Raw genomic sequence first — 21,914 nt, forward strand, 5'->3', positions numbered from 1 at the left:
GGCGGAGATGACTCAATTGGCTCACAACACACAACAGCAACTTGCCGACTATTATCGCTGCTTTCTCGGAGATCCAGCCCAGCTTGTTTCCGCGCAACGATCGGTCAGGCTATCCCGTAGCATCGCGGAATGTCTGGAGGATGAATGGACTGCTGCCGAGGAGCGCCTTGTTGATCTTCGGAGGCTACCAACTACGCAAGAGGCGTTTCTTCCGTGGTACATGAAGTGCGAGAAGAAAATCAATGAAGATATTCGCTTCTTTGTCGATTTTATGCGCCATAAGGCGAGTGCAGAGCAAGTCGCCTATTACATCTGTATGGAAGAAATGGTCGATGGTTCGTTCGATGACCTGATGGCATTGACCCAACTAGGTATGCCGATTCACTGCAAAATGGTGGCAGGAGAGAACTATTGGGATGAAATGGGCAATGGCGACTTTACCGCCGTGCATACCACGATGTTCCGTACGTCATCCAGTTACATGCGTGATCTATTGGGGAGAGCGGGGATCCGAGTAGACGTGCCCCCCGTGGAGTGCCTGATGAATGGCAACATTCTGCTGATGTGGGCGGTACGTCGCGAGTACAACATGCGCCTTATCGGTGCGATAGGGTTGGTAGAGGGGTCTGCACCGGTACGTTTTGGCGCCACTACTGCGGCGATGGAGCGTCTATGCCTGCCGAAGGACGTAATTGCCTATCACAAGGCCCATATCAGTATCGATACCCGGCACAGCGCCGCTTGGTATGAAACGGTACTGCAGCACTATGCCGCTGGTGGCGAAGATGTGGTGCGCGAACTCTCGCTGGGGGTGATGATTCGCTACAACGTCGCGCTGCGTTACTACCACTACATGTACAACGCGATGCGGAGCCTAGGATGAGTATTCAGCGACAGACGGTAGTTGTCATCGATCCGATCAGTTCGGGCCGGCGTTATGGACAGGACATTCGTCACAAGGGGTATCACGCAGTCGCCCTGCTTACCCGTAAGCGATTTCCCGGGCGCCTGCAGAGGCTGCATGCTGTCGATGGATTCGACGAGGTGGTGTATGTCGAAAGCCTGGAGCAAGCCAAGACATGCTTGACCGGTAGGGCGGTGCGTGCAGTTATCCCCGGTTCCGACTCGGCATTGCGTATCAGTGACCGATTAGCTGCTCATCTTGGGTTGGTTGGCAACCCGGTGCCAACCTGCCTGGCGAGGATGAACAAGTTTGAAATGAAGCGTCGTTTGCAAGAGGAGGGTGTTCCTGTCACACCTGCGTTCAGGTTGTCCTTGGATGATCTGGTCGAGGGTTATGATTCTGGTATTGCTTTCCCTGTTGTGATCAAACCGAGCCAAGGCACGGGTGCAGAGAATGTGAAGATCTGTCAGTCCAGAAGCGATCTGTATAAGGCACTAGCCGCTATTGAAAGCAATGTTGACGCCGGGTCGGAGGACGAGAAACATGCATTGGTGGAGGCGTATATCGAAGGTCCTGAGTACTTCATCGTTACGGCGAATCTTGGAGCGGCCGGGCGACAGATACTCTGCTTCGCCGAATACGAAAAAATCCGGATCGGTGATCACCCCAGCATCTATCGCAACATTCGATCCATTTCGCCCATAAGCGCTCAGGCGCACCAGGCATTTATCTACACATCCCAAGTCAACTCGGCCATTGAGGCCAACATCGGCATCAATGACATCGAGTTCAAAATCAATCCGGCAGGGCACTTCATTATCGAGCAAAACGGTCGCCTGCCTGGGGCTAATGTACCCGCCTTGATTGAGTTATGCACCGGGCTGAACTGCTATGACCTCAATATAGATATCTACTTGGGCCATGCGCCGCTCAGGTTGCCCGTACCGCGCTACGACAAGCATTTTTGTATTTGTTGCCTGATCTCTGAACAAGGCGGCACGGTGACAGGCTTTGAGGGCGTAGCTCTGATCAAAGACCTCGAGTCGTTCCACGATCTTGGATTTCTTGTGAGAAGAGGAGAGGTCATCGAAGCCACGCGGGATTTTCTGTCGACCTGGGGATTTGTATATCTCGTCCATGAGGATTGCGATTTACTGCGCAGGCAGGCCGAGATCGTTCATGAGAACCTGAAGCTGACGCTTGCATAGCTTCAGGTATCACTGACGAGCCTGGAGTGAGGGAGGATCCATGTCGAACTGGATAGTGCTGGTGTGTTTGATCTTGCTTGTTTGTGCGGTCTGCGGGCGTGTGGCGATAGTACTTGGGCAGAGTCGGGTAGTTGGGGAAATTGTCGCTGGTGTTTTGTTAGGGCCCACGGTGCTAGGTGCGTGGTTTCCGCAAGTGTCGGCAAAGGTGCTGGCGCCCGACTCGATGGAGGTGGTGCGGGCGTTCGGTGAGCTTGGGTTGATCATGCTGATGGTCGAAGTACCCTGGCATGCCGCCGGCCTCGGCCAGCGCCGGGGAGAGCAGCGTGCCCCGGCCTTGATCGCAGCTCTCGGAATCGTGATGTCGTTTTCCCTAGGGTGCGTCATTGGGGCTTGGTCGAAGGCGTCGATTGCCCCGACGCAGCCCTATTGGCCCTTCGTCATCTTCTGTGGTATCGCGCTCTCGGTTACCGCCTTGCCTGTATTGGTGAGGATTCTCCGGGAGCGTGAAGGCATCAATGAGCAGGCGGGCCAATTGGCGTTGTCAGCAGCGGTATATACCGATGTCTTCGCTTGGTGCGCTTTGGCGCTAGTGTTCACATTACAGTTTGACGGAGCAGCTGGCCTGTATGAGGGCCTGTTCAGGCTCGCCGGTCTAGCAGCGTATGCCGCACTGACGCTCCTGTTGCTCCGTCCATGGCTAAAAAAACAGGCCGCCGTCACGTCTCTTGGTGAGCGCTCCCGTGCCGCTGCTGCCTTTATGTATTGCCTGGCTTCGGCGCAGCTTACAGGGATGCTCGGTTTCCATCAGGCAATTGGCGCGGTCATGGCAGCATACGTGTTTTACGACGTCTGCTCGATGGAGGAGGCATGGCGTCGATGGATCGGGAGGTTCAGTCATCTCTTTCTTACCCCAATCTTTTTTGCCGCCGCTGGCATCCAGGTTTCCCTAAGTGCTTTCAGTGAGCCAAGTCTATGGCTATGGCTGCTGTTGTTCTTGCTGGGGGGGACTCTCGGCAAGGTGCTGGGTTCATACATTGGGGCCTGGATGTCGGGCTTGAGACCAATAAATTCAATAGAAGTCGGTGTGCTGATGAACACCAAAGGTCTCGTTGAATTAGTGATACTTAGTGTAGGAGTACAGGTTGGGGTGTTGTCTGAAAGTTCCTACAGTATTCTCTTGGCGCTTGCCGTTGTCTCTACGGTACTAACTAACCCGTTACTGGGGTTGCTAGCCTGGTGGGCGTGCAGAAATACTCAGTCTGTAGAGATTCGTCCAAAATAGGTGTTTGATTTCTGCTGTTTTCCCGATTACTGTCTGGGGAGGTTCAGGGATAAATCATAATTAAGGGCCGTTACTATGGACGTATTCATGGGGTTGCTGGCTGCGGTGTTCTGGGGGGCTACCGATTTCTTGGTCGGCGTGAACGCAAGAGCGGTCGGTGTGAAACGGGCGGTATTTTTTGGGCAGTTGCTAGGACTTCTCTTGATGGCAGTCTTTATTGCCATTTCAGCCGATCAGTGGCAAAAGTTTACATCTGCGCCTTGGCTCACGATAGGGTTAGGAATTGTCGCCTCTCTATGCACCGTAGTAGGAGCGCTGGCGCTTTCAAAAGCTTTCGCTATTGGCAAGACAGCAGTCGTGGCGCCCCTGGTCACTTCGTATGGTGTTTTTACAACGCTGTTGGCATGGCTGGGTGGCGACGCCCTCTCCGCTTGGCAGGTGGTTGGTATCCTTGTCTGCTTTTTCGGCGTGCTGTTGGCCTGCCGCAGCGATAATGGTGGTGGTTTCGATCGTAAGTTCACCAGTGTGATGTCTGTGTGGTTTGCTTTGTTGGCGGCCATGCTTTACGGCATCAGCTTCTGGATTCAAGGGAAATTCGCCTTGCCGGCGCTGGGACCGGTGAACATGCTGGCGCTAGGGTATGCGGTGGGGGTCATGTTCCTTATCCCTGAAGCCGTCAAGTTTCTGCGGGATCATACGACGATAATGCTGAAGACCTATGGCTCACTGTGTGGGGCCAGTCTTTTCAACCTGGGAGGGTTTTCTGCGTTTTCTTGGGGGGCTCTAAATGGCTCGGTTTCCGTTGTCACCGTCATCAGCACGTTGTCGGGTGGTGTTGCCGCGATCCTGGGGTACTTCTTTTTTCGCGAGCGGCTGTCAGTCATCCAGATCGGCGGTGTTAGCCTAGTGCTGTCAGGGGCTTTGCTTCTGCACCTTTACGGGTGAGATTGTTTCGACTTATAAAATTGTAGATTTTTTGGGGATTGTGCCAATGGCGTATTTCTTCGCTGTGGGCCTGTAGATGTGAGTGCTCATAATAATGGACTATCAATGCTATCTTGCGAAAATTCATGTTGATATGTTGCCTTGTATGGCGGCATTTGCGGTGGTGGTTGAAACTGGAAGTTTTGTAGACGCATCTGCCCGATTGGGGTTGACGGCGTCTGCAGTCAGCAAACAAGTATCAAAGCTTGAAAATGCCTTGTCGATTCGGTTGCTTGAGCGCAGTACGCGGCAGCTCAAAGTCAATGCCGAGGGAGCACAGGTCTACTCGCACTGCAAAGAGCTGCTTGAGTCGTCAGCAAATATATTTCGATTCAAGGAACGATTTCTCGAAAGCCCGCAAGGGCTTATTCGTGTCGCGGTGCCGCGTTCGTTGTATGTGACATGTCATCAACTCGTTCCTGAGTTTCTTGAACGCTATCCCAGCGTCAATGTTCAGCTCATTTCTAATGAAGGGGAGTTTGACTTCATCGCTGAGGGTATAGACGTTGGCATAAGAGTCACTGACAGCCCACCCTTAGGGCTGGTGGCACGCAAGTTGTTTCCTGTCGACTTTGTTGTCTGCGCATCGAACAGCTACCTTGAAAAACACGGCCGCCCCGTTCACCCCTCGGCATTGACGGAACACAGCTGCATACCGTTTTCCGAGGTCAGTGAGAAGCAAAATTGGAAATTCACTTCGGCACAAGGCGTGTGTGAGGTCAGTGTTTCGGGCCGCTACGTTTCAGACAGCCCGGAAGCGGTGTTGAATGCCACCCTATCGGGGTTGGGGATTTCCTGCCTGCCGGTCAGGCTGGCCGCCGAAGCGATTACCACCAATGTACTGGTGGAAGTTTTCCCAGAATGGAAATATGTGGGGACGTTACAGGGAATGGCATGGATCCTCCATCAGCCTGGACGGCATGTGTCACAGAAGGTGAAGGTGATGGTCGATTACCTAGTCGGCGAGCTGCGCAGGACGGGCGGGGTTGATGGCTGGATAACTCAAGCCACGCTGTTAGAGCGGATAAGGAACTAGTGATGACGACACTGCTTGCCGAATATTATTGTGAGACGTGTTGGTTTATTTACGATCCTGCGCGTGGGGATCCTGAGCATGGCATCGAGCCGGGTACGCCATTCGAAAGCATTCCGCAGGAATGGCGGTGCCCCGACTGCGGGTTAGGCAAGGAGGCTTTCGTCCCGCACACAAAAAACTGACACTCCCCTGGTAGTCGAATCCCGGTATCCGTCCGGCCAACACATCTTCCTGACGGAGCCGGCGAAGGCTATGGTGTCCACCTAAAAGTGGACACCATTTCTGGCCCATCAAGCGGATTTTCCAGGCATCCTCAGCGCCGTACCTACAATAAATCTTTCAAAGCCCAGAGTGCGACGAGCCCGGTGCCTCCATCGCAAACATCGCCTTGGGCTACAGCCTCAATGGCAACCTCGCCCACAAATGGATTCAGCTCCACAATCAAAAAGCCTTGGCACTTCAGCTGCGCTCCTCCCGCCGCATCCTCAGATGCTCGGCGCTGAAACGCATGCTCAGTCCTCCACTATTAGCCCTGCTAAGTGAGCGGTGGTCAGGAAGCGTGACTGGGCAGCGCAGCAAACTGCTGTTTTTCGCATTGAGGGCTGCCCAGTTTTCTAACAGTTAAAGAAACTGCTCGGCATAGTGACAAGCCACCTGCCGCGTACTCACCTGCCTCAGCGCCGGCACCTCCTTGGCACACCGCTCGGTCGCATGCGGGCAGCGTTTGTGAAACGCACACCCATCCGGCGGGTTCAGCGGGTTGGGCAGCTCCCCGGCGATGCGAATCTTCGGCTTCAACGGGTCTGGATGAATCGCCGGTGTCGCCGACAGCAACGCCTGGGTATACGGGTGCAGCGGCTTCGCGTAGATGTCCTCCTTCGGCCCCATCTCCGCCGGCCGCCCCAGGTACATCACCAGTACCTGATCCGCCACATGCCGTACCACCGCCAGGTTGTGCGAGATGAACACGTAGGCGGTATTGAACTCCTTCTGCAGATCCATGAACAAGTTCAGCACCTGCGCCTGAATCGACACGTCCAGCGCCGAGGTTGGCTCGTCCGCCACCAGCACTTTCGGCTGCAGCATCATCGCCCGTGCCAGGGCAATGCGCTGGCGCTGGCCGCCGGAAAACATGTGCGGGTAGCGCTGATAGTGCTCGGGGCGCAGGCCGACCTGCTCCATCATCTTCTGCACTTTGTCGCGGCGCTCGGCCTTGCTCAGCGAGGTGTTGATCAGCAGCGGTTCGGCCAGTTGGTCGCCGATCTTCTGCCGTGGGTTGAGCGAGGCGTAGGGGCTCTGGAACACCATCTGCACATCGCGGCGCAGTTGTTTGCGCTCTGCCTTGCTGGCGCCCTTCACCTCGGTGCCGGCAATTTGCAGCGAGCCGGACGAAGGCTCTTCGATCAGGGTCAGGGCGCGGGCCAGGGTCGACTTGCCACAGCCGGACTCGCCGACCACGGCCAGGGTCTTGCCGGCCTCCAGTTCGAACGACACGCCATTGAGCGCGCGTACCAGCGCGTGGCCCTTGAACAGCCCGCGGGACACTTCGTAATGCCGGGTCAGCTCCCGTGCGGTAAGTACGACAGCCATCACGCCACCTCCTGATTCAGCGGGTAGAAGCAACGCACCAGGCTGTGGGCCTGTGGGTCGAGGGGCGGGCGCTGGCGCCGGCAATTGTCCTGTACATAGGGGCAGCGTGGTGACAGCAGGCAGCCGACCGGGCGGTCGTAGCGGCCGGGGACGATGCCAGGCAGTGTGGCCAGGCGCTCGGCGCCAATGCTGTGCTCGGGGATCGCGGCGAGCAGGGCTTCGCTGTAAGGGTGGGCGGGCACATCGAACAGTTCTGGCACCTGGCCCACTTCCACGGCTTGGCCGGCGTACATCACGCACACCCGCCTGGCGGTTTCGGCGACCACGGCGAGGTCGTGGGTGATCAGGATGAGCGCCATGTTGCGCTCCTTCTGCAGGTTGACCAGCAGTTCCATGATCTGAGCCTGGATGGTCACGTCGAGGGCCGTGGTCGGTTCGTCGGCGATCAGCAGCTTGGGCTCGCCGGCAATGGCCATGGCGATCGCCACACGTTGGCTCATGCCGCCTGACAGCTGGTGCGGGTAAGCGTCCAGGCGGCTTTCTGCGGCCGGAATCTCGACCTTCTTCAAGAGCTCCAGAGCACGCTGGCGGGCAGCCTTGCCCTTAAGGCCCAAGTGCTGGCGCAGCACTTCCTCGATCTGGAAGCCCACGGTGTAGCTGGGGTTGAGCGCGGTCATCGGGTCCTGGAAGACCATGGCGATGTCCTTGCCCACCACCTTGCGCCGCTGACGGCCGCTGAGCTTGAGCATATCAGTGCCGTCGAAGGTCAGTGAGTCGGCGGTGATGCGCCCGGGAGCGTCGATCAGACCCATCAGGGCCATCATGGTGACCGACTTGCCCGAGCCGGACTCGCCGACGATGGCCAGGATCTCGCCAGCGTCCACTTTCAGGTCCAGGCCGTCTACCACCGGTACTGCATTGGCGTCGCCGAAGCGCACGTTCAGGTTGTTGATCTGCAACAGTGACATGGCGTTCTCCTCAGGCGGCGTTCTTGAGTTTCGGGTCCAGCGCATCGCGCAGGCCGTCGCCCATCAGGTTGATTGCCAGCACACTGAGCAGAATGGTCAGGCCAGGCAGGCTCACTACCCACCAGGCGCGCTCGATGTAGTCTCGGGCCGAAGCCAGCATGGTGCCCCACTCGGGGGTTGGCGGCTGTACGCCGAGGCCAAGGAAACCCAGTGCGGCGGCGTCAAGGATGGCCGAGGAGAAGCTGAGGGTGGCCTGCACGATCAGCGGGGCCATGCAGTTGGGCAGCACGGTGACGAACATCAGCCGTGGCAGGCCGGCACCGGCCAGGCGTGCGGCGGTGACGTAGTCGCGGTTGAGTTCACCCATCACCGCGGCGCGGGTCAGGCGCACATAAGAGGGCAGCGAGACGATGGCGATGGCGATCACGGTGTTGATCAGGCCAGGGCCGAGGATGGCGACGATGGCCACGGCCAGCAACAGCGACGGCAAGGCCAGCATCACGTCCATCAGGCGCATGATCGACGGGCCGAGCAACTGCGGGAAAAAGCCGGCCAGCAGCCCAAGGAGAATGCCCGGGATCAGTGACATCACCACTGACGACAGGCCGATCAGCAGCGACAGCCGTGCACCTTGAATCAGCCGCGAAAGCAGATCACGGCCCAGTTCGTCGGTGCCCAGAATGAACTGCCAGGTGCCGCCTTCCAGCCACACCGGCGGGGTCAGCAGGAAGTCGCGGTACTGCTCGCTCGGGTCATGCGGGGCGACCCAAGGCGCGAACAGCGCGCAGAACACCACCAGGCACATGAAGGCCAGGCCCATTACCGCGCCCTTGTTGCGCGCGAAGGCTTGCCAGAATTCTTTGTACGGGGAGGGGTAAAGCAGGCTCTGGTCCACCGGGCTGGCCGGCGACACGGATTTTGGAATCGGGCTAGTCATGGCAAAGGCCTCAGCGCTGATGACGGATGCGTGGGTTGGCCAGGCCGTAGAGGATGTCCACGACGAAGTTGACCAGAATCACCAGGCAGGCGATCAACAGGATGCCGTTCTGGACCACGGGGTAGTCACGGGCACCGATGGCTTCGATCAGCCATTTGCCGATGCCCGGCCAGGAAAAGATGGTTTCGGTCAGCACCGCACCGGCCAGCAGTGTGCCGACCTGCAGGCCGAACACGGTCAGCACCGGGATCAGCGCATTGCGCAGGCCGTGCACGAACACCACACGGGCCGGCGACAGGCCTTTGGCGCGGGCGGTGCGGATGTAGTCCTCACGCAGCACTTCGAGCATCGACGAGCGGGTCATGCGGGCGATCACTGCCAACGGGATGGTACCGAGCACGATGGCCGGCAGGATCAGGTGCATCACAGCGTCCTTGAACGCGCCTTCTTCATCGCTGAGCAGGGTATCGATGAGCATGAAGCCGGTTTTCGGCTCGATGTCGTAGAGCAGGTTGATGCGCCCGGATACCGGGGTCCAGCCCAGGCTTACCGAGAAGAACATGATCAGGATCAGGCCCCACCAGAAAATCGGCATCGAGTAGCCGGCCAGTGATATGCCCATGACCCCGTGGTCGAACAGCGAACCGCGCTTGAGTGCGGCGATTACACCGGCCAGCAGGCCGACGACGCCGGCGAACAGCAGGGCGGCGAAGGCCAGTTCCAAGGTGGCCGGGAACAGGGTGAGGAACTCGCGCCACACGCTTTCGCGGGTGCGCAGCGATTCGCCAAGGTCACCCTGGGCAAGTTTGCCGACGTAGTCCAGGTACTGGACCGGCAGTGGCTTGTTCAGGCCCAGGCGTTCCATGGCCTGGGCATGCATTTCGGGGTCGACCCTGCGCTCGCCCATCATCACTTCCACCGGGTCGCCGGGGATCAGGCGTATGAGCGCGAAGGTCAGCAAGGTGATGCCGAAAAAGGTCGGTATCAGCAGGCCAAGGCGCCGGGCAATAAAACTCAACATTGTCGGGGTTACCTCATCAGGCCGTGGGGCGATCAGCCCGCTACGGCAGTGCCGCCGGTCCCCGTGTGGGGTGCCGGCGGTCGTTGTTGTTCTACTTCACCTTGGTCGTGGCGAAGTTATTGTTGGTCAGAGGGCTGATCACGTAGCCCTCCACGTTGTCACGCATGGCGGTGAACATCTTTGGATGAGCCATGCTGATCCAGGGTTGGTCGTCATCGTACACTTTCAATGCCTCGTTATAGAGCCTTGCACGCTCGTCGTTGTCGATCACTTCGCGGGCGCGGCTGATCAGTTCCTGGAACTTGGGGTTGCACCAGCGCGCATAGTTCTCGCCACTTTTCACGGCATCGCAACTGAGCAGCGGGCTGAGGAAGTTGTCCGGGTCGCCGTTGTCGCCGGCCCAGCCGGTGGACACCAGGTCGGCTTCGCCGTTCTTCGCCCGGCGCAGCATCTCGGCCCATTCCATGACGCGGATATCCAGCTTGAGGCCGATCTGTTTGAGGTCGGCTTGCAGCATCTCGGCGGACAGGCGCGGGTTGGGGTTGGTCGGGCCGCCGCCGTTGCGGGTGAACAGGGTGATTACCGTGCCCTCGGGTACACCGGCCTGACTGAGCAGTGCGCGGGCTTTATCGAGGTCGCGCGGTGGGTTCTGGTTGTGGGTGTTGTAGCCGATCATGGTGGGGGGGTAAGGGTTTACACCTACCAGCGCGTTGCCTTTGCCAAACAGTTGGTCGACATGGGTCTGGCGGTCGAAGGCCATGTTGATGGCTTTACGCACGCGCACGTCGTTGAGGTATTTGTGCTGGGTATTCATGGCGATGTAGCCGGTGACCAAGGCCTCGATTTCTTCAACCTTGAGTTTCGGGTCTTGCTTGATCGACGGTACGTCATCGGGCTTGGGATAGAGCGCCACCTGGCACTCGTTGGCGCGCAGTTTTTGCAGGCGCACGTTGCTGTCGATGGCGATGGCGAACACCAGCGCATCGGCCGGCGGCTTGCCACGGAAATAGTCCGGGTTGGGCTTGAAGCGGACCTGGGCGTCCTTGTTGTAACGCTGGAAAATGAAAGGGCCGGTGCCGATCGGCTTGCTGTTCAGCTCGGCGGTCTTGCCAGACTTGAGCAACTGGTCGCCGTATTCGGCGGAGTAGATCGAGGTAAAGCCCATGGCCATGTCGCGCAGGAACGGCGCTTCCGGTCGGCTGAGGGTAATCACCACGGTGTGCTCGTCAGCCTTGCTGACCGACTTGAGCAGTTCCTTGAACCCCATGCTCTCGAAGTACGGGTAGCCGACGCTGGTCTTGTCATGCCAGGGGTGGTTCGGGTCGAGCTGGCGATTGAGGCTCCACAGCACGTCATCGGCGTTGAAGTCACGAGTTGGCTTGAAGTAGTCGGTGGTGTGGAACTTCACCCCCTGACGCAGATGGAAGGTGTAGGTCAGGCCGTCGGCTGAAATGTCCCAGCGCTCGGCCAGGGCTGGCTGGATCTCGGTTGTGCCGGGTTTGAAGTCGACCAGGCGGTTGAACACTGTCTCGGCCGAGGCATCGGCGGTGACTGCGGTGGTGTACTGGACGATGTCGAACCCTTCCGGGCTGGCTTCTGTACACACCACCAGCGGTTTGGCCGCCAGTTGCGTGGCGCCGCCCAGAAGCAGCGCGACCAGGGCTAGGCGCAACGGCCGCGATTTCATGAAAGCTCTGTGCATGTGTTGAAAACTCCCTGCTTGCATTGGTTCCAGCGTAGCCGCCCCGGCCCGCAGCGAAACGGGCCAGGGCGCCGACGGTCAGAGAATGTTGAATGGAATGGTGGTGACCACGCGGAACTCATCCAGGCTGCCGTCGCCCTGTGCCTTGCTGGCGCGATGGGTGGTGTAGGTGGCGCGGATGCTGGTGTCTTTCAGCGGCCCGCTCTGCAACGCGTAGCTGGTGCCAATACCCCACTCATAGTGGGTTTCGCCATCCAGGCCATTCACGTCGTAGGCAGTGCCGCGGTAGTGGGTGCCGTCGATACCCCAGCCGCGGGCGTTGTACAGGTTGAACTTCAGGCCAGGCACGCCATAGGGCGCCATGTTCAGCACATAGGAAATCTGCAGCGATTTCTCGTTGGGGCCGTTGAAATCCGACAGCAGCGAGTTGGCCAGGAAGATGCCGTTGGTTTCGTGCAGGTAGTCAAAGTACTCGTTGCCGTTGACCTGCTGCCAGGAGGCGCTGAGGGTGTGGGCCTGATGGGTCAGGCCCAGTGACAGGCTGTAGGTGTCGTTGTCGATCTTGCCCATTTTCTGGCTGCCGGCGTCGACGGTCTTGTAGTAGTTCAGGCCGGTGCTCAGGCTGAGCACTGCGCTGTCGCCGAGCACATGGTTGGCGCCGAAGTAGTACTGGTTCCAGAAGTCGTCGACCTTGGTGGCGTACAGGCTGGTACTCAGGCTCTTGAACGGCTGGTAGTTGATGCCGGCGGTGCTGGCACGGTCGGTTTCCACGCCGGTGGCGCTGTACTCGCTGCGGAACTTGCTGAGGCTCTGTTCGGTACGTGGCGAGACGCGGTCGAAAGTACCCAGGTCGATGCTGAGGTTGTCGAATTCGGCGCTGTGCAGGAATGCGCCCTGGAAGCTCGAGGGCAGGGCGCGGTTGCCGATGTAGGCGATCATCGGCGTGTCTACCGACTGGCGGCCGAGGGTAAGGGTGGTGTTGGACACACGCGCCTTGATATTGCCCAGGCCCAGTTTGCTCCACTGGCCGATGGGGTCGCCATCGCTGTGGGTGAGGGTGCGGTTGTTGGGGCCGGCAATGGCCTCGCGGCTCTGCTGCAGGGCGATGGCGTTGTAGCCGGCGGCCTCGACGGCGAAGCCCACGGTGCCCTGGGTGAAGCCGGAGCTGTAGTTGAGGATGGTGCCCTGTACCCAGTTTTCACGGCTGTGGGTGTCGTGGCGGGTGCCGTCGTTCTTGTAGTACTTCCACAGCGGCGCGCGTGCGGCGCGTTCGCGGGCATACCAGTTGCGGGTGCTGCCGGACAGGCTTTGGCCGTCGATGAAGCCGCTGGCTTGCGCTTGCTCGCTGGTGCTTTTGAGGGTGAGCGGGAGGTAGTCCTGGCTCTGCGGATCTGCCTGGGCCACAGTGGAAAAGGCACTGATGGATAACGCCAGTGCGGTCAAGGTGAATACTTTCAAGGTTAAAGCTCCCTTTCTTTTCTAGTTATGGCCGGCCTTGTGGGCCGGGTGATTGCTGCTGTGTTGCCAGGGTTGCCGCGGGATCACCGGGCAGAATCGGGGCGTTGTGTTGGCCGTACTGGCCTCTTCGCGGGCAAGCCCGCTCCCACAGGTAGGGCGCAGTGTCCGAACCTGTTGAGATCCTGTGGGAGCGGGCTTGCCCGCGAAGAGGCCGGTACTGGCTAACGCTTAATCAACACTCACACCGGAAAAATCATTGCGCCCAAACGGGCTGACCTTGAACTGGGAAACCTTGACGCTAAGCGGCTGGTTCACTGTGGAATGCGCCACCGGGGTAATCGGTACCTGCTGCTTGAGCCGCTGCTGGGCCTGCTGGTAGAGGGCGGTGCGCTGGGTACGGTCGGTCACCTGCTTGGCCTGTTTGACCAGGCTGTCGTACTGCGGGTCGCACCACTGCGAGTAGTTGTTGCTGCCGATGGCATCGCAGCTGTATAGGGTGCCCAGCCAGTTGTCCGGGTCGCCGTTGTCACCGGTCCAGCCGATCAGGGCGATGTCGTGCTCACCGTTTTTCATGCGTTTGAGGTATTCGCCCCATTCGTAGCTGACGATGCGCACCTTGAAACCGAGCTTGCTCCAGTCGGCCTGGAGCATTTCGGCCATCAGCTTGGCATTGGGGTTGTACGGGCGCTGCACCGGCATGGCCCACAGGGTGATCTCGGTACCCGGTTTGACACCGGCCTGCTGGAGTAGTTGTCTGGCCTTTTCCGGCGCGTACGGGGCGTCCTTGATGCTGTCGTCATAAGACCACTGGGTCGGCGGCATGGCGTTGACCGCACGTTGGCCGGCGTCCTGATACACCGCCTGGATGATGGCTTTCTTGTTAACCGCCATGTCCATTGCCTGGCGCACTTCCAGGCGGTCGAATGGCGGGTGCTGGGTGTTGTAGGCGATGTAGCCGAGGTTGAAGCCTGGTTGCTGGAGCACCTGCAGCGTGCTGTCGGCCTTGAGCGCCGGCAGGTCGGCCGGGCGTGGGTGCAGGGTGACCTGGCATTCGTTGCGGCGCAGCTTCTGGATGCGCACCGAGGGGTCGGTATTGATCGAGAACACCAGGTTGTCGATCTTCACTTCGTTCGCTGCCCAATAGTCCTTGTTGCCCTTGTAGCGGATCTGCGAATCCTTCTGGTAGCGCTGGAACACGAACGGCCCGGTACCGATAGGTTGCTGATTGATGTCGCTGGGGCGTCCACTGGCCAGTAACTGCTCGGCGTATTCAGCGGAGAGAATGGAGGCGAAGCTCATGGCCAGGTTCTGGATGAACGCGGCATCGACCGTGTTCAGGGTGAACACCACGGTCATCGGGTCGATCTTCTCGACACGGGCGATGTTCTTGTCCAGGCCCATGCCGATGAAATAGGGGAACTCGGTAGGGTAGGCCTGACGGAACCGATGACCCTTGTCGAGCATGCGGTTGAAGGTGAACAGCACATCGTCGGCGTTGAACGTGCGGCTCGGGCTGAAGGCCTTGTTGCTGTGGAACTTGACCCCTTCACGCAGGTGGAAGGTGTAGCGCAGGCCGTCGTCGGACACCTCCCAGCGGGTCGCCAGGGCCGGGTGCACGGCGGTACCGCCACGTTCGAACTCGACCAGGCGGTTGTAGATGGGTTCGGCGGCGTCGTTGTCGGTGGCGCTGGTGTACTGGGCGGTGTCGAAACCGGCGGGGCTACCTTCAGAGCAGAACACCAGGTTGTTGGCGAGCAGGACCGGGGATTGGCTGACCAGACCCAGGGCCAGCAGCGCGGAAAGGCAGGTAACGTGGCGCATGGCAAATCCTTTTACATCTGTTCGCGCCGCCTCCGGGTACGAATGACGGCAACAGTTCGCCGACCCCGTAGCGTATGGCCGCAGGACGACATGAAGAGGTGACGGGGGTGAAGGGCACCCGCGATTCAGCGGGTGCCTCAGTCAGCCTACTTGTCCACGCTGACGCCGTAGAAGGCGTTCAGCGAAAATGGGCTGATCTTGAAGTCCTTCACCTTGGCGCTCATGGGCTGGTAGACAGTGGAGTGGGCGATCGGGGTGATCGGTACCTGCTCCTTGAGGATATGCTGCGCCTTCTGGTACAGCTCGGTGCGCTTGGCCTGGTCGGACGTGGCCTTGGCCTGCTTGATCAGGTCGTCGTAGGGCTTGTAGCACCACTTGGAGAAGTTGTTGCCATCGACGGCATCGCAACCGTAGAGGGTACCCAGCCAGTTGTCCGGGTCACCATTGTCACCGCTCCAGCCAATCAGCATGGCACCCTGTTCGCCACCTTTGGAGCGCTTGATGTACTCGCCCCATTCATAACTGACGATCTTCGCCTTGATACCGATCTTGGCCCAGTCGGACTGGAGCATTTCGGCCATCAGTTTGGCATTGGGGTTGTACGGGCGTTGCACGGGCATGGCCCACAGGGTGATTTCGGTGCCTTCCTTGATGCCGGCTTCCTTGAGCAGTTGCTTGGCTTTCTCGGGGTCGAAGGTGGCGTCCTTGATGCTGTCGTCATAGGACCACTGCGTGGGCGGCATGGCGTTGACCGCCAACTGGCCGGCGCCCTGGTACACCGACTCGATGATCTTTTTCTTGTCCACGGCCATGTCCAGCGCCTGTCGGACTTTCAGCTGGGCCATGGGGTTGGCCTCGTTGCTGCCCTTGATCTTGTCCATCACGTTGTAGGCGATGTAGCCGAGGTTGAAACCGGCCTGCTGCGGCATTTGCAGGTTCTTGTCGGCTTTTAGCGGCTCGATGTCGGCCGGGCGTGGGAACAGGGTGACCTGGCACTCGTTCTTTTTAAGCTTCTGCATGCGCACCGAGGCGTCGGTGGTGATGGCAAAGATCAGGTTGTCGATCTTCACGTCCTCGGGCTTCCAGTAGTCCTTGTTGCCCTTGAAGCGGATCTGCGCGTCCTTTTGGTACTTGCTGAACACGAACGGGCCGGTGCCGATCGGCTTCTGGTTGATGTCGGCGGCCTTGCCGTTCTTGAGCAGCTGGTCAGCGTATTCGGCGGACTGGATCGAGGCAAAGCTCATGGCCAGGTTCTGGATGAACGCGGCGTCAACCTCGTTGAGGGTGAACCTCACCGTGTGCTCGTCAAGTTTCTCCACCTTGGCAATGTTCTTGTCCATGCCCATGTCGGTGAAGTATGGAAACTCGGTGGGGTACGCCTTGCGGAACGGGTTGTCCTTGTCGAGCATGCGGTTGAAGGTGAACAGCACGTCGTCGGCGTTGAACGGGCGGCTGGGCTTGAAGTAGTCGGTGGTGTGGAACTTGACCCCTTCGCGCAGGTGGAAGGTATAGGTCTTGCCGTCGTCGGACACTTCCCATTGGGTCGCCAGGCCCGGGATGACCGCAGTGCCGCCGCGCTCGAACTGGGTCAGGCGGTTGAACACGGTCTCTGCCGAGGCGTCGAAGTCGGTCCCGGTGGTGTACTGCCCCGGATCGAAGCCGGCCGGGCTGCCTTCGGAGCAGAACACCAGGTTGGATGCGGCAACGGCCGACGGTGCGCCGCTGAGCAAGCCTGCACCCAGCAGGAACGGAATGACTGCGTGTTTGAGCATGGTGGCCTCATTGTTGTCATTTTTTGGATGAGGTGGCCTCGTGAGCCGACCTGCGGATACTTATGCAGGGGCTGTTCCCAATGCAACAGGTAGGAGGATAGTTGGCGCCAGAAAAGTGGAACGTCCGTACATGGATGTCGCATCGATATAACTTTTGGCGAAGTTAAACGTTTGCGTAGGCAGAATGATGGCGTTTTGCGCGATGTTTCGGACGGGCAGGAATGTAGGAAGGCACCTATGTGGTGCGTAGGAAACTTCCGAAAATCGTGAAATTGATGCGGTCACCTGTAGGAGCGGGTTTACCCGCGAACACGGGCGAAGCCCGTGCCATCCACCGCAGTGTCTTGTTCGCGAGCCCGCCCGCTCCCACAGATGATGCGTGGACGCCTTATGGCATCTGCACTTCGATCAGGCCATCGGCATTCATGCTCACTTCACTGGTGCCCGCCTCGATATCTGGCGCCGGTACTGCTTCATCAGCCCCCATGGCCTTCATCGCCATCGGCGCGCTACGCAAGTACGGACGCGGGTAGCCGCTGCTGTTGAGGTTCAGGCTGACCACTTTGTAGCCTTTGCCGCCCAGCGCTTCGGTGGCCAGTTGCGCGCGTGCCTTGAAGGCATCGACCGCATCCTTGAGCAGTGCATCCTCGCTGGCCTTGCGCGTGGCCGGGGCGATGGAGAAGTCCATGCCGCCCATTTTCAGCTCTTGCAACAGATCGGCGGTAAGCTGGGACAAGGCCGGGAAGTTGGCGCTTTCCAGGCGCAGCTCGGCGCGTTCGCGCCAGCCGGTGATCTTCTGGCCCTTGCTGTCGTACACCGGGTAGCTGTTGCGGCTGCCCTGGCTGATCTTCACGTCCTTGACCTGGCGCGACTGCTGCACGGCCTTGTTCATGGTTTCGGTGATCTGCTTGGCGAGCTTGCCCGGGTCGCTGTTCTGCGCTTCGCTGTACAGGGTCACGACCATCAGGTCGCGCGCCACTTCCTTGCTGACTTCGGCCCGCAGCGATACCTGGTTGAAACGTGGTTCATCGGCGGCCAGTGCCGGCAGGCTGGCGAGCAGGCCGCAAGACATGATCAGGGCGGCGCCACGACGTGGGATTTGCATGTGATACTCCTTGGCATTGAAAGGCGTGGGGGCTGGACTTCCATTCCACGCATGGCCCATCGGACCGGCAACAGTGTAGTGGGTTCAAAAGTGCCATCATGAACCTGTGACAAAGTGTGGCGCTTTGCCGCATCGCTGCAGCGAGGCGCCCGGCTTCGGTATACTCCAGCCGATTTTTCTGGAGCACTCATCAGGAGAGCTCATGCTCGCCGCCGTACAACCGTTGTCCGCTACCCGCCAGAACCTCTGGCGCCTCACCCTTATTCGGGTCCTGGTCCTGGCTGCCCAGGCCGGCTCGGTGGGCGTTGCCTACTGGACCGAACTGCTGCCGTTGCCCTGGCTGTCGCTGGCCGGCACCTTGGCCCTGTCTTCGCTGCTGTGTGCCTTCACGGCCCTGCGCCTGCGCCTGTCGCTGCCCGTCACCGAAATGGAATACGCCCTGCAGCTGGCCTGTGACCTGCTGATCCACAGCGCCTTGCTGTATTACTCCGGCGGCTCGACCAACCCGTTCGTGTCGTATTACCTGGTGCCGCTGGCGATCGCTGCGGTGACCTTGCCGTGGCTGTATTCGCTGATCCTGTCGGGTATTGCGCTGACGGCCTACAGCCTGCTGCTGGTGCAGTTCTACCCGCTCGAAGGGCTGCCAATGGCGCGGGACAAGATGCAGGTCTACGGCATGTGGCTGAGCATTGCCTTGGCTGCCGCAGTGATCACCTTCTTTGCTGCGCGCATGGCCGAAGAGCTGCGCCGCCAGGAGCAACTGCGTTCAGAACGGCGTGAAGAAAGCCTGCGCGACGAGCAACTGCTGGCTGTGGCTACCCAGGCCGCCGGTGCCGCCCATGAGCTGGGCACACCGCTGGCGACCATGAGTGTGCTGATCAACGAAATGCGCCAGGACCACACCGATCCGCTGTTGCAGGAGGACCTGCAGATCCTCCAGGACCAGGTAAAGCTGTGCAAAGAGACCTTGCAACAGTTGGTACGCGCAGCCGAAGCCAACCGACGCCTGGCCATCGTGGAGCAGGATGTGACTGCGTGGCTGGACGAGGCGCTCAACCGCTGGCACCTGATGCGCCCGGAAGCCAGCTACCGCTTCCAGCGCCTGCGCGACGGCAAAGTGCCGCGCCTGGCACCGCCGCCAGACCTGACCCAGGCGCTACTGAACCTGTTGAACAATGCCGCAGATGCCTGCCCCGATGATCTGGAGGTTCGCCTGGACTGGGAGGCCCAGGACATTGTCATCAGTATCCACGACCATGGCCCTGGTGTACCGCCGGCCATTGCCGAAGCCATTGGCAAACCTTTTATTACCACCAAGGGCAAAGGCTTCGGCCTGGGCCTGTTCTTGAGCAAGGCCAGCGTGACCCGTGCGGGCGGCTCGGTGAAACTCTATAGTCATGAACAGGGTGGCACCCTGACCGAACTGCGCCTGCCCTATGGCAAGCGAGGAGATGAATGATGAGCGAAGAAAACCAGGTCGAAAGCGAAGAGCTGCCGCACCTGCTGCTGGTGGATGATGATGCCACCTTCACCCGGGTCATGGCCCGGGCCATGAGCCGTCGCGGTTTCCGTGTGAGCACTGCCAGTTCTGCCGAAGAAGGCTTGATCCTGGCCCAGCAGGACCTGCCGGACTACGCCACGCTGGACCTGAAGATGGATGGCGACTCCGGCCTGGTGCTGCTGCCCAAGTTGCTGGAACTGGACCCGGAAATGCGCGTGGTGATCCTGACCGGTTACTCGAGCATTGCCACCGCAGTAGAGGCAGTCAAGCGCGGTGCCTGCAACTACCTGTGCAAGCCGGCTGACGCCGATGACGTGTTGGCAGCGCTGCTGTCGGAGCACACCGACCTGGATACCCTGGTGCCGGAAAACCCGATGTCGGTCGATCGCCTGCAGTGGGAGCACATCCAGCGCGTGCTGAACGAGCATGAAGGCAACATCTCGGCGACCGCACGGGCGCTGGGCATGCACCGGCGGACGCTGCAGCGCAAGTTGCAGAAGCGGCCGGTTCGGCGCTGATGCTCTATTGATGATGTTGGCCTGTTCGCGGGGGCATCCGCTCCTGCAACTGTGAGAGCGGGCTTGCCCGCGAAGGGCTGCAAGGCAGCCCCAATCAGGGCGAGCACGATGAAGGTACTGTTGGTCCTCCTTGCGATGATTGCAGGTAGCGTCAAGGCTGAGGACTGGCCTGACCCGCAGTGGCAGAACGACCCTGCCTCCCTTGACTGGCGGGCCGTCGACGCTTACGCCTTTCCCGCACGCTCTCCCTCGGAGCGCAACGGCATCCGCACCGACGCTCTGCTGGTCATCCGCGACGGTCGTATCCTCCACGAGCGCTACACAGCGCCCACCCGTGCCGACACCGCGCACCTGACCTGGTCGGTAAGCAAGAGCGTACTGGCCACGATAATGGGCGTGGCCCAGGGCGAAGGCCGCTTCCAGCTGCAAGACCCGGTCAGCCGCTTCTATCCACCTATGCGCGCCCACCCCGGCGTGCGCGTGGCCGACCTGCTGCACTGGGCCAGTGGCCTCGACTGGCAGGAAGACTATGAATATGCACCGCTGAAATCCTCTGTGGTGGCCATGCTGTATACCCGTGGCCGCGCAGACATGGCTGCCTATACGGCAGCGCGGGGTATCGCTGCCAGCCCCGGTCAGCGATTCCTCTACTCCAGCGGCGACAGTAACCTGCTCGCCGCAGCGCTGCGCGGCATGCTCGATGCCGGGCAGTACCCCGACTACCCCTGGCACGCTCTGTTCACCCCGTTGGGTATCGGCAGTGCGGTGTGGGAGCGTGACCGGGCAGGCACCTACGTAGGCTCTTCCTATCTGTACCTCAGTGCCCGCGATTTGGCCCGTATAGGCCTGCTGATGCAGCGCGACGGGCGCTGGCAGGGCCGACAATTGCTGCCTAAAGCCTGGGTAGCCTTCAACCGCACCCCGTTTGCCCAGGCCCAGCCGCTGCCTGGCGAGGCCAACCCTGGTGGCCACTGGTGGCTCAACCAACCGCTGGCTGGCGCCGAACGGCCTTGGCCCAGTGCACCGACAGACACCTTCGCCGCCCTTGGCCACTGGGGGCAGGCGTTATATGTGCTGCCTGAGCAAAAGCTGGTGATCGTGCGCTATGCCGATGACCGCGACAGCAGCTATCGACACGACGAACTGCTCAAACGGGTGCTGGCGGCACTGGCCGGGGAGGGGGCATGAAGCGGTTATGGCTGCTGGTACTGGCAGGGCTCCTGTACTGGGCCTGGCAGGAACGCCAGGCGCTGGCGGACTTCCCCGGCATCCTCCCGGCCTACTCGGCCAAGGAATACTGTTCCTGCCGCTTTGTCATGGGCTTCGACGAGGCGTACTGCCTGGGGTATGTGAAACAATGGCTGCCACTGAGCCTGCTGGAGGAAAACAGCCAGCAGCGGCAAGTCACCGCTGAAGGCCTGGGGCGGCGTAGCCAGGCGGCCTGGCAAGGCGCCCGTGAGGGCTGCCGCTTGCTGCCATGAATGCAGGCGGGTAAGGTTGGCGGCCTGGTTTCACGAGATCTGTCATGTTCAAGTTGCCCCGCCTGCTGCCTGCCTTATTACTTGCTTTGTGCCTACCCGCTCATGCCAATTGGCACCTGGATGGCGAATCTTCACGGCTGTCGTTCATCACCGGCAAGAATGGCAATACCGCCGAAGTGCATCGCTTTCTGGTGCTGCATGGTACGGTCGACCGCAAGGGTGTGGCCGGTTTGAGGATCGAGATGGACTCGGTGAGCAGCGGTATTCCACTGCGTGACGAGCAAATGCGCGACAACCTGTTCGAGGTCGCGCGCTTCGCCGAGGCCACAGTGAAGACGCAGATCGACCTGCAGCCGATCAATGACCTGGCCGATGGTGCACAGATCGAGTTGCGCCTGCCGCTGACGGTCACCCTGCATGGCCAGTCGCACCGTTACAATGTTTTGTTGCTGGCCACCCGCCTGGATGCGCGGCGCTTCCAGGTGGTGACCCTAGAGCCTCTGGTGCTGCGCGCCGAAGATTTTGGCTTGATGCCGGGCCTGGAAAGCCTGCGCAAGTTTGCCAGGTTGAAGTCCATCAACCCGTCGGTGCCGGTTAGCGCGGTGCTGATCTTCACTGCTCGCTGA

At 60.1% G+C, this 21,914-nt stretch carries 20 protein-coding genes; 11 read left to right on the plus strand and 9 right to left on the minus strand.

All coding sequences use genetic code 11. The annotated features are described in order from the left end of the window. The first annotated feature begins 7 nt into the window (after positions 1–7). The 6 genes from ACF8EF_RS23570 (at position 8) to ACF8EF_RS23595 (ending at position 5,596) form a co-directional block, all read left to right on the plus strand. Positions 8–883: an iron-containing redox enzyme family protein gene (locus ACF8EF_RS23570; protein WP_392461909.1), complete on the plus strand. Its 876-nt coding sequence runs from the start codon at positions 8–10 to the stop codon at positions 881–883. Continuing rightward, positions 880–2,112, plus strand: a complete 1,233-nt coding sequence (locus tag ACF8EF_RS23575) for an ATP-grasp domain-containing protein (protein WP_176683800.1) — start codon at positions 880–882, stop codon at positions 2,110–2,112. The genes ACF8EF_RS23570 and ACF8EF_RS23575 overlap by 4 nt, the downstream gene beginning before the upstream one ends. Positions 2,113–2,152: 40 nt before the next feature. Beyond that, the gene (locus tag ACF8EF_RS23580; RefSeq protein WP_176683799.1) at positions 2,153–3,394 is read left to right on the plus strand and encodes a cation:proton antiporter; all 1,242 of its coding nucleotides are present in this window, start codon (positions 2,153–2,155) and stop codon (positions 3,392–3,394) included. A 75-nt stretch (positions 3,395–3,469) separates the two neighbouring features. Continuing rightward, positions 3,470–4,339, plus strand: coding sequence for a DMT family transporter (locus ACF8EF_RS23585; RefSeq protein WP_392461911.1), 870 nt, complete (start codon positions 3,470–3,472; stop codon positions 4,337–4,339). 94 nt (positions 4,340–4,433) lie between these two features. Continuing rightward, on the plus strand, positions 4,434–5,414 hold the full coding sequence (locus ACF8EF_RS23590) for a LysR family transcriptional regulator (protein ID WP_176683797.1): 981 nt from the start codon (positions 4,434–4,436) through the stop codon (positions 5,412–5,414). A 2-nt stretch (positions 5,415–5,416) separates the two neighbouring features. Next, positions 5,417–5,596 carry a rubredoxin gene (locus ACF8EF_RS23595; protein WP_012051273.1) on the plus strand — a complete coding sequence of 60 codons (180 nt, stop codon included), beginning with the start codon at positions 5,417–5,419 and terminating at the stop codon, positions 5,594–5,596. Between the two features lie 439 nt (positions 5,597–6,035). On the opposite strand, the gene ACF8EF_RS23600 is transcribed toward ACF8EF_RS23595, so the two are convergent. From ACF8EF_RS23600 to ACF8EF_RS23640, 9 genes are all read right to left on the minus strand, one after another. Beyond that, positions 6,036–7,004 carry a peptide ABC transporter ATP-binding protein gene (locus ACF8EF_RS23600; RefSeq protein ID WP_028697406.1) on the minus strand — a complete coding sequence of 323 codons (969 nt, stop codon included), beginning with the start codon at positions 7,002–7,004 and terminating at the stop codon, positions 6,036–6,038. After that, on the minus strand, positions 7,004–7,972 hold the full coding sequence (locus tag ACF8EF_RS23605; RefSeq protein WP_010952089.1) for an ABC transporter ATP-binding protein: 969 nt from the start codon (positions 7,970–7,972) through the stop codon (positions 7,004–7,006). The genes ACF8EF_RS23600 and ACF8EF_RS23605 overlap by 1 nt, the downstream gene beginning before the upstream one ends. A 10-nt stretch (positions 7,973–7,982) precedes the next feature. Next, the gene (locus ACF8EF_RS23610; protein WP_009685150.1) at positions 7,983–8,909 is read right to left on the minus strand and encodes an ABC transporter permease subunit; all 927 of its coding nucleotides are present in this window, start codon (positions 8,907–8,909) and stop codon (positions 7,983–7,985) included. Between the two features lie 10 nt (positions 8,910–8,919). Then, entirely contained in the window at positions 8,920–9,930 is a 1,011-nt protein-coding gene (locus ACF8EF_RS23615) for an ABC transporter permease subunit (RefSeq protein WP_392461913.1), read from the minus strand. Positions 9,931–10,021: 91 nt separating this feature from the next. Continuing rightward, complete coding sequence (locus ACF8EF_RS23620; RefSeq protein ID WP_176683793.1) at positions 10,022–11,632, minus strand: ABC transporter substrate-binding protein; 1,611 nt, start codon at positions 11,630–11,632, stop codon at positions 10,022–10,024. Between the two features lie 78 nt (positions 11,633–11,710). After that, the gene (locus ACF8EF_RS23625; RefSeq protein ID WP_021781802.1) at positions 11,711–13,090 is read right to left on the minus strand and encodes an OprD family porin; all 1,380 of its coding nucleotides are present in this window, start codon (positions 13,088–13,090) and stop codon (positions 11,711–11,713) included. 228 nt (positions 13,091–13,318) lie between these two features. Continuing rightward, positions 13,319–14,911, minus strand: coding sequence for an ABC transporter substrate-binding protein (locus tag ACF8EF_RS23630; protein WP_392461916.1), 1,593 nt, complete (start codon positions 14,909–14,911; stop codon positions 13,319–13,321). A gap of 146 nt (positions 14,912–15,057) precedes the next feature. Next, positions 15,058–16,683, minus strand: a complete 1,626-nt coding sequence (locus ACF8EF_RS23635) for an ABC transporter substrate-binding protein (RefSeq protein ID WP_176683791.1) — start codon at positions 16,681–16,683, stop codon at positions 15,058–15,060. A gap of 388 nt (positions 16,684–17,071) precedes the next feature. Next, positions 17,072–17,788: an SIMPL domain-containing protein gene (locus tag ACF8EF_RS23640; RefSeq protein WP_392461918.1), complete on the minus strand. Its 717-nt coding sequence runs from the start codon at positions 17,786–17,788 to the stop codon at positions 17,072–17,074. A 202-nt stretch (positions 17,789–17,990) separates the two neighbouring features. Between ACF8EF_RS23640 and ACF8EF_RS23645 the strand changes: the two genes are divergently transcribed. The 5 genes from ACF8EF_RS23645 (at position 17,991) to ACF8EF_RS23665 (ending at position 21,914) form a co-directional block, all read left to right on the plus strand. Then, on the plus strand, positions 17,991–19,247 hold the full coding sequence (locus ACF8EF_RS23645; RefSeq protein WP_392461919.1) for an ATP-binding protein: 1,257 nt from the start codon (positions 17,991–17,993) through the stop codon (positions 19,245–19,247). After that, positions 19,247–19,807: a response regulator transcription factor gene (locus ACF8EF_RS23650; RefSeq protein ID WP_003255244.1), complete on the plus strand. Its 561-nt coding sequence runs from the start codon at positions 19,247–19,249 to the stop codon at positions 19,805–19,807. The genes ACF8EF_RS23645 and ACF8EF_RS23650 overlap by 1 nt, the downstream gene beginning before the upstream one ends. Positions 19,808–19,915: 108 nt before the next feature. After that, entirely contained in the window at positions 19,916–20,995 is a 1,080-nt protein-coding gene (locus ACF8EF_RS23655) for a serine hydrolase domain-containing protein (RefSeq protein WP_392461921.1), read from the plus strand. Next, complete coding sequence (locus ACF8EF_RS23660) at positions 20,992–21,288, plus strand: amidase (protein WP_176683788.1); 297 nt, start codon at positions 20,992–20,994, stop codon at positions 21,286–21,288. The genes ACF8EF_RS23655 and ACF8EF_RS23660 overlap by 4 nt, the downstream gene beginning before the upstream one ends. 44 nt (positions 21,289–21,332) lie before the next feature. After that, entirely contained in the window at positions 21,333–21,914 is a 582-nt protein-coding gene (locus tag ACF8EF_RS23665) for a YceI family protein (RefSeq protein WP_176683787.1), read from the plus strand.

It is taken from the genome of Pseudomonas sp. zjy_15 (genome assembly GCF_043101865.1).
Classification (GTDB): Bacteria; Pseudomonadota; Gammaproteobacteria; order Pseudomonadales; family Pseudomonadaceae; genus Aquipseudomonas; species Aquipseudomonas putida_Y.

Excerpts from the sequence above, each read along its gene's own strand:
- ACF8EF_RS23570 (WP_392461909.1), top strand. The coding sequence starts at position 8 with ATGACTCAATTGGCTCACAACACACAACAGCAACTTGCCGACTATTAT.
- ACF8EF_RS23575 (WP_176683800.1), top strand. The coding sequence starts at position 880 with ATGAGTATTCAGCGACAGACGGTAGTTGTCATCGATCCGATCAGTTCG.
- ACF8EF_RS23580 (WP_176683799.1), top strand. The coding sequence starts at position 2,153 with ATGTCGAACTGGATAGTGCTGGTGTGTTTGATCTTGCTTGTTTGTGCG.
- ACF8EF_RS23585 (WP_392461911.1), top strand. The coding sequence starts at position 3,470 with ATGGACGTATTCATGGGGTTGCTGGCTGCGGTGTTCTGGGGGGCTACC.
- ACF8EF_RS23590 (WP_176683797.1), top strand. The coding sequence starts at position 4,434 with ATGGACTATCAATGCTATCTTGCGAAAATTCATGTTGATATGTTGCCT.
- ACF8EF_RS23595 (WP_012051273.1), top strand. The coding sequence starts at position 5,417 with ATGACGACACTGCTTGCCGAATATTATTGTGAGACGTGTTGGTTTATT.
- ACF8EF_RS23600 (WP_028697406.1), bottom strand. The coding sequence starts at position 7,004 with ATGGCTGTCGTACTTACCGCACGGGAGCTGACCCGGCATTACGAAGTG.
- ACF8EF_RS23605 (WP_010952089.1), bottom strand. The coding sequence starts at position 7,972 with ATGTCACTGTTGCAGATCAACAACCTGAACGTGCGCTTCGGCGACGCC.
- ACF8EF_RS23610 (WP_009685150.1), bottom strand. The coding sequence starts at position 8,909 with ATGACTAGCCCGATTCCAAAATCCGTGTCGCCGGCCAGCCCGGTGGAC.
- ACF8EF_RS23615 (WP_392461913.1), bottom strand. The coding sequence starts at position 9,930 with ATGTTGAGTTTTATTGCCCGGCGCCTTGGCCTGCTGATACCGACCTTT.
- ACF8EF_RS23620 (WP_176683793.1), bottom strand. The coding sequence starts at position 11,632 with ATGCACAGAGCTTTCATGAAATCGCGGCCGTTGCGCCTAGCCCTGGTC.
- ACF8EF_RS23630 (WP_392461916.1), bottom strand. The coding sequence starts at position 14,911 with ATGCGCCACGTTACCTGCCTTTCCGCGCTGCTGGCCCTGGGTCTGGTC.
- ACF8EF_RS23635 (WP_176683791.1), bottom strand. The coding sequence starts at position 16,683 with ATGCTCAAACACGCAGTCATTCCGTTCCTGCTGGGTGCAGGCTTGCTC.
- ACF8EF_RS23640 (WP_392461918.1), bottom strand. The coding sequence starts at position 17,788 with ATGCAAATCCCACGTCGTGGCGCCGCCCTGATCATGTCTTGCGGCCTG.
- ACF8EF_RS23645 (WP_392461919.1), top strand. The coding sequence starts at position 17,991 with ATGCTCGCCGCCGTACAACCGTTGTCCGCTACCCGCCAGAACCTCTGG.
- ACF8EF_RS23650 (WP_003255244.1), top strand. The coding sequence starts at position 19,247 with ATGAGCGAAGAAAACCAGGTCGAAAGCGAAGAGCTGCCGCACCTGCTG.
- ACF8EF_RS23655 (WP_392461921.1), top strand. The coding sequence starts at position 19,916 with ATGAAGGTACTGTTGGTCCTCCTTGCGATGATTGCAGGTAGCGTCAAG.
- ACF8EF_RS23660 (WP_176683788.1), top strand. The coding sequence starts at position 20,992 with ATGAAGCGGTTATGGCTGCTGGTACTGGCAGGGCTCCTGTACTGGGCC.
- ACF8EF_RS23665 (WP_176683787.1), top strand. The coding sequence starts at position 21,333 with ATGTTCAAGTTGCCCCGCCTGCTGCCTGCCTTATTACTTGCTTTGTGC.